Annotated in this window: 4 protein-coding genes and 1 pseudogene; 2 read left to right on the top strand and 3 right to left on the bottom strand. The window is 62.5% G+C overall.

All coding sequences use genetic code 11. From position 1 onward, the window contains the following. Positions 1-120 (top strand): annotated as a pseudogene (locus ACEW8G_RS09170) (IS630 family transposase); the annotation flags it as partial. Positions 121-256: 136 nt separating this feature from the next. Here ACEW8G_RS09170 and ACEW8G_RS09165 read toward each other — a convergent pair. Further along, positions 257-1,099 (bottom strand): LytTR family DNA-binding domain-containing protein, encoded by an 843-nt coding sequence (locus tag ACEW8G_RS09165; protein WP_373488122.1) that lies wholly within the window; start codon positions 1,097-1,099, stop codon positions 257-259. A 31-nt stretch (positions 1,100-1,130) separates the two neighbouring features. On the opposite strand from ACEW8G_RS09165, the gene ACEW8G_RS09160 reads away from it, so the two are divergent. Continuing rightward, on the top strand, positions 1,131-1,721 hold the full coding sequence (locus tag ACEW8G_RS09160; RefSeq protein WP_373488121.1) for a DUF1579 domain-containing protein: 591 nt from the start codon (positions 1,131-1,133) through the stop codon (positions 1,719-1,721). 491 nt (positions 1,722-2,212) lie between these two features. On the opposite strand, the gene ACEW8G_RS09155 is transcribed toward ACEW8G_RS09160, so the two are convergent. Further along, entirely contained in the window at positions 2,213-3,874 is a 1,662-nt protein-coding gene (locus ACEW8G_RS09155; RefSeq protein WP_373488120.1) for a caspase family protein, read from the bottom strand. A 3-nt stretch (positions 3,875-3,877) separates the two neighbouring features. Further along, positions 3,878-5,153, bottom strand: a 1,276-nt coding sequence (locus tag ACEW8G_RS09150; RefSeq protein WP_373488119.1) for an SUMF1/EgtB/PvdO family nonheme iron enzyme, incomplete at its 5' end; no start/stop codon positions are given.

Genomic DNA, 5,153 nt, shown 5'->3' with positions numbered 1-5,153 from the left:
CGCATCTACCAATCATACGACGACATCGTCGAACACTGCTGCTTCGCATGGAACAAGCTCGTCGATCAGCCATGGCGAATTATGTCTATCGGCCTACGAAGATGGGCGCATGGGTCGTGATCAATGCGCGTTGGTATAAGTCCCAAGATCCGGCTTTCGAGGTAGCGGCTGCACCCGACCCGACATACGCCGTTCTGATGCGGCAGCGGGAACATCCGCTTATGCCGGAACCGGTCATTTTGAGTCAGCAAAAGGCCTAGGCGCGCAGGCTCCCCTTTTCCGGGTTGCGATCGAGCCAACCCCGTTGCCGCGCGGCGGCGCGATAAGTCGCGCTGACCCGCATCGCGGCTCCGCAGGACAACAGCACTTCCCACCCACGCCCTGCGCGGCGGCTTGCGTGCACCCCGCCATCAGAAACCCAGCGTCCGCGATGGATCCGCATCCCGTCGGCATCGCCAAGTTCATCGATCAGATCTGCAAAACGGCCCGCCAACAGCACTTGCCGCCCGTCGCCAAGATAGATCCGGCAATAATGATCTTCTGCCGCGACGGCCACGACATCCGAAGGCAACAGGTTGCGGTCCGCCAGCAGGCTGCGCGCCGATCTGTACCTGCGCCACCACCACACCGGAGGATGGATGATCGCCATCACGCTAAGGATCGCCAGGGCAACGAGCAGCACAGGGCCCAGCACCGGGCCGATCGCGAGCGGCGTGGATATGCCGACCAGCCGGAACGATAGCCAGACGTCGATCGGGATCAAGGGGTTGAGCACCGCTACCCCGATGATTGCTGCCTTCCAGTAGTCTTTTGGTTGATCGACCAGCCATGCCAACAGCGCCAGCCACTTGGCGGTTTGGATTCCCATAAGGATGATCCAAAAGGCGAGCCGCTGGCCCCACGGCAGCGCGTCGGTCCCGAACGCCTCCGCGATGGTTGCGATCAGCGCGGACGCCAAGCTAATTGCGGGCAGCACCGGCATTCCCGGCAAGGCAAGGCACGTTTTCACGAAATTGCGGACGCGTTTCGCGAAATGCCGGTTGGCCGGGCGCGGGGCGGCAGCGCTAATCGGTTTCAAACCCATGGTGCGATTGTGCACGGGTTGCGCGCCAAAACAAGGAGCTTGCCAGATGAACTTTCGCTTTTCCCAATCAGTTCTAGCTACTGCTATCGCTATGGGGCTGGTCAGCGGCGCGCCTGTGCAGGCGCAAAACGCAGTGCCCGTTGCCGAGGCGCTGATCGCCGAACAGCGCGCGGCCATGGCGCGGGTCGGGTGGATGGACGGTGTCTGGCGCGGCACGGTATCCAGTTCAGGGCCGGAGGGCGACATCGAGCTGGTGCAAACCGAGCGGATCGGCGCGCTGGCCGGCGGCACCGTGCGACTGATCGAGGGACGCGGCTACCACGCTGACGGCGGGCTGGCGTTTAACGCTGTCGCCATGGTGACCTATGATCCGGCGGCCGACGAATATGTGATGACCAGCACGGCACGCGGCATGACCGCCCGGCCATGGTTCAAGGCGACCGCAGAGGGCTTTAACTGGGGCATCGAAACCGGTGCGGTAAGCATTTCCTATTTTGCTCGTCACCAGGACGGGGTGTGGACCGAAGAGGGCTTCATGGCATTCGCCGGGCAACCAAAGCGCAGGTTTTTGACCATGCGGCTCGAACGCGTGAGCGATACCGACTGGCCAGGGGTGGGCACGGTCGGCCCCAAATAGCGGGTGGGCGCGGCATCAACTTGTCACGAGGCGGCACGATCTGCACATCTCCCGTGCAGGCACGAGGAGGCAGCAATTCACCCACAAACGGGTGTTGCCTTCAGATCGGGTGCTCAACCGCGAAGATACTGGCAATCTCGGATCGCGTCCGATACAGGGTCGTGGCCTACAATGCTTTAGGTCAAAGGTCGAGCGTGACGAGCGGTTACGCCGAAATGCAACAATCGTCGCATCGTCTTCGATTGTTTTCACGGTTTAATTATGAACCCTCGGCCTCTTAGGGACTTCGCTGATGACGCTCCGCCGCTTGCGCCATTTCTGCACTGTGGTCCGACCGATGACATGGCGGCGGGCGAGCACCCTTGTGCTCTGTTCACTCGGCTGGTTCGCTCGACGGACCGCCTCATTTGCGCGGGCGTTTTCGTGGGGAACAGCTTCTCTCCAAACCTGATGATCAACTGTATCATCACTCTGCGGGACGAAATCCCTGGTCAGTTGCCGGTATATATCTCCGCAATAGATAATGACGCCTTGCCACGTCCACGCTTAAGTTCGCTGCGAATCAGGCCGACGAGTCCCCCGGTGGTGCGGAGACCATCGGCATTGCGCAGCGCCGCGCGAAGCGCCTCGGGCACCTCTGGGGTAGCCAACGCGACAATGTGATCCACGCCAAAGGGTGGTACCACTACCGTGTCGAGCAGTGAATGCGGCATCTCTGCGCCCAGCCTGCCGTCGCCATCGGCTCCCAGCGGATAGATCAGTTGGACGGTGCCGTCCGATGCCAGGTTGAAAACAGTGGCAAAACGCTGGCCGCCGCTGCGGCCTGCGCGTTCCATTGCGATGCTGATCGGTGCGCCTTCACCGTACAACTCGTCCGACCCCAAAGGATTGAGCGACAGCCGCATCGCCAGCTCGGACACCAACGGGCGCAACGCCAGCACCGAATGCCATTTTTCCATCACCCCGGCAAAGGCATCCAGACTGGCAATGCCGGTGGCCACGACATCGCCCGAGCGGCGCAGCACCTCCTCCGATCCGGTTAGCCAAATGAAATCGGCATTGTTCGAGGACGTCGCCAGCTGCCATGGCGCATTAATGGGCGCGGCTAGCACAGCATCGTTTTGACCTGCGATCACAACATTTTGCAGCGGCAGGTCATAGGGGAGCCGCAAAGTCGGGAGTGCAGAGAACAGAGGGCGCTCGGCCCAGCCAGTAGGAAAAAACAGCGTGCTTTCCTGCCGCTGTGCGGTGAGCATGCGTACCTGGCTATTGAGATAGGACCCTATCTCAATAACCGAAACCATGCCGTCGCCGTCCAGATCTGCCACTGGTGAAAGCTCGTTGGTGCCCGGCATGCTCAGCGCCTGTTCCAGTGCATAGGTCAGCACCCCGCGCTGCGGCGCGCCTTCCTGCGGCAGCTCGGTTTCCAGCGCCAGCTGATCGTCGCGCGAGGCGCCAATATAGACCAAGTTGGGCAGATCATCGCGGCGGGCGCTAGTCCCGCCGGTTTGCAGGGCATCCCCCCGCAACGCACCAAACTTCGGGCCGGGCCGCGCGACCAGCTCAATCGCGCGCGAATCGACGGGCCTGAACGCTATACGCGGGGTGAAGGCATAGGCCCTGGTGTCGATCGCGCGGTGCATAGTGCCCGAATGGCAGCTGTCCACAACCATCAGGATTGCAACATCTTGGGGCAAATAGCGCTTCATCCAGGCATAAAAGTCCTTGTCAACGATGAAGGTTTCTGGGTCCTGCCGGACAGGATCGAAACCCGACAGAGGCACAAATTGGTCGAACGCGCCATCGGCCTCGGTCGGATTCTGCGCCAGCGCCTGCGCCCCATGGCCCGAGAAATAGACCAGCACCCAATCGCCCGCCACAGCGCGGGTGCCCATGTCATGGATTGCGGTTTCGACGCTTGAGCGGCTAACCGCGCCATCGCGCAGGGTCACGACATCGCGCGCGGCCATGCTGCGGACCAAGGCCTCCATGGCCGTTACATCGTTGGCAGGGCCGACGAGGTCTGGGATGACTTGCGACTGATATTGCGCCACGCCAATCAGGATCGCGCGGGTTTCGGCCCGGACGCCAGGCGCGCCAACCCCGGCGAAAAGCACGCAAAGCGTCAGGATCAGTCGTACCGGGGTCGCCATCGATCAGCCCCAGGTCCCGGTTTCGTCAGACTCCAGATCGCGCACGACGCGCAGGCCCAAATCGTCGCGGCGCTTGCTCGCAGCCACGCCGAAGCGGTTGGCCGAACGCAGCGCCGCCGGCACGCTCTCGAATGAGCCGCCGCGCACTGCGCGTTTCAGGCAGGCAGCATCCAGGCATTGCGATGTCCATTCCCAGACATTGCCCTGCATCTGGTACAAGCCAAATCCATTGGGCGGATAGCCTGAGACAGCCTCGGGATAGCCACGATAGGGTGAGGTAGGGGAGCCCTGATAGCGGGCGGTGTGATCGTAATTGGCATCCGATGGGGTGATGCTGTCTCCCCAGGGGAAGGCGCTGGACGCGCCTGCCCGGCTGGCATATTCCCATTCGGCATCGGTCGGCAGCCGGTACGTTCGACCCGATTGACGCGAAATCCAGCCCAGGAACGCCGCGGCATCATCATGGCTGATGCTGGTCGCAGGGATCAGCGGGTTGGGATTGTCCGCCGCCCATGTCGCAAGCCTGGGGCACGCCCCGTCGCGCACGCAGGCGGTCCACTCGGCCACAGTGACCTCATACACGCCCATTGCGAAATCGCGGGCGATGACCGCCTGTTGCTGGACCGGTTCGTCCTTGCCTCGCCCTGCCTCCGACAGCGGCGAACCGATCTGGGCGCGTCCGGCGGGCACGATCCGCATCCAGGGGCAGCTGGCGCAGTCATAGAAGCGGTTGCCGCTGCTGGGATCGCAGGAGACGAAGCACGGCGGCTGCCCCTGCAATCCGTAATCGAACGTCGGTTTTTGGAAGCTGCTGGATTTCGCCATCGCAACGCGATCCGACACGCGCTTCATGGCATCGGCTATGTTTTGCTGCGGACGGCGGATTTCCTCTGCCAGCACCTTGGAGAAAATGCCGTTGTCGAACGCAAACTGGTCGGCGCTGGTTGAAAAGGCCACCAGATAGCCTTGGTCGGCGCGGATCTGGCTCTCGGACGCCCGGATCACCCGGCGCAGCCCCTTGGAGCCCGGCACCAGCACATCGTCGCCTCCGGTGACTGCATCGCTGGTCGCGACCTTTGCCAACGGCATATTTATGGCGTTGCGGCACATATCCAGGACCACCAGCACGGTGCGCGCGCCCGATCCCATGAGGTTGCGGGTGATCGCCGATCGCGACAATGGCTCGGTTACCGCAAGCCCGTCGCGCCCGACATCCACTGGTACCATCCGCACATCGCCGCCGCTACCGATTGCGACCCCATGACCGGAAAAATAGAGC

Source organism: Blastomonas sp. (genome assembly GCF_041747255.1).
In the GTDB taxonomy this organism is placed as follows: domain Bacteria; phylum Pseudomonadota; class Alphaproteobacteria; order Sphingomonadales; family Sphingomonadaceae; genus Blastomonas.
Note: the sequence above shows the minus strand (reverse complement) of the source record. Positions and strands in the feature narration are given on the sequence as shown.

What these genes read in the sequence shown, in the direction of transcription:
- ACEW8G_RS09160 (WP_373488121.1), top strand. Translation starts at nt 1,131, where the DNA reads ATGAACTTTCGCTTTTCCCAATCAGTTCTAGCTACTGCTATCGCTATG.
- ACEW8G_RS09155 (WP_373488120.1), bottom strand. Translation starts at nt 3,874, where the DNA reads ATGGCGACCCCGGTACGACTGATCCTGACGCTTTGCGTGCTTTTCGCC.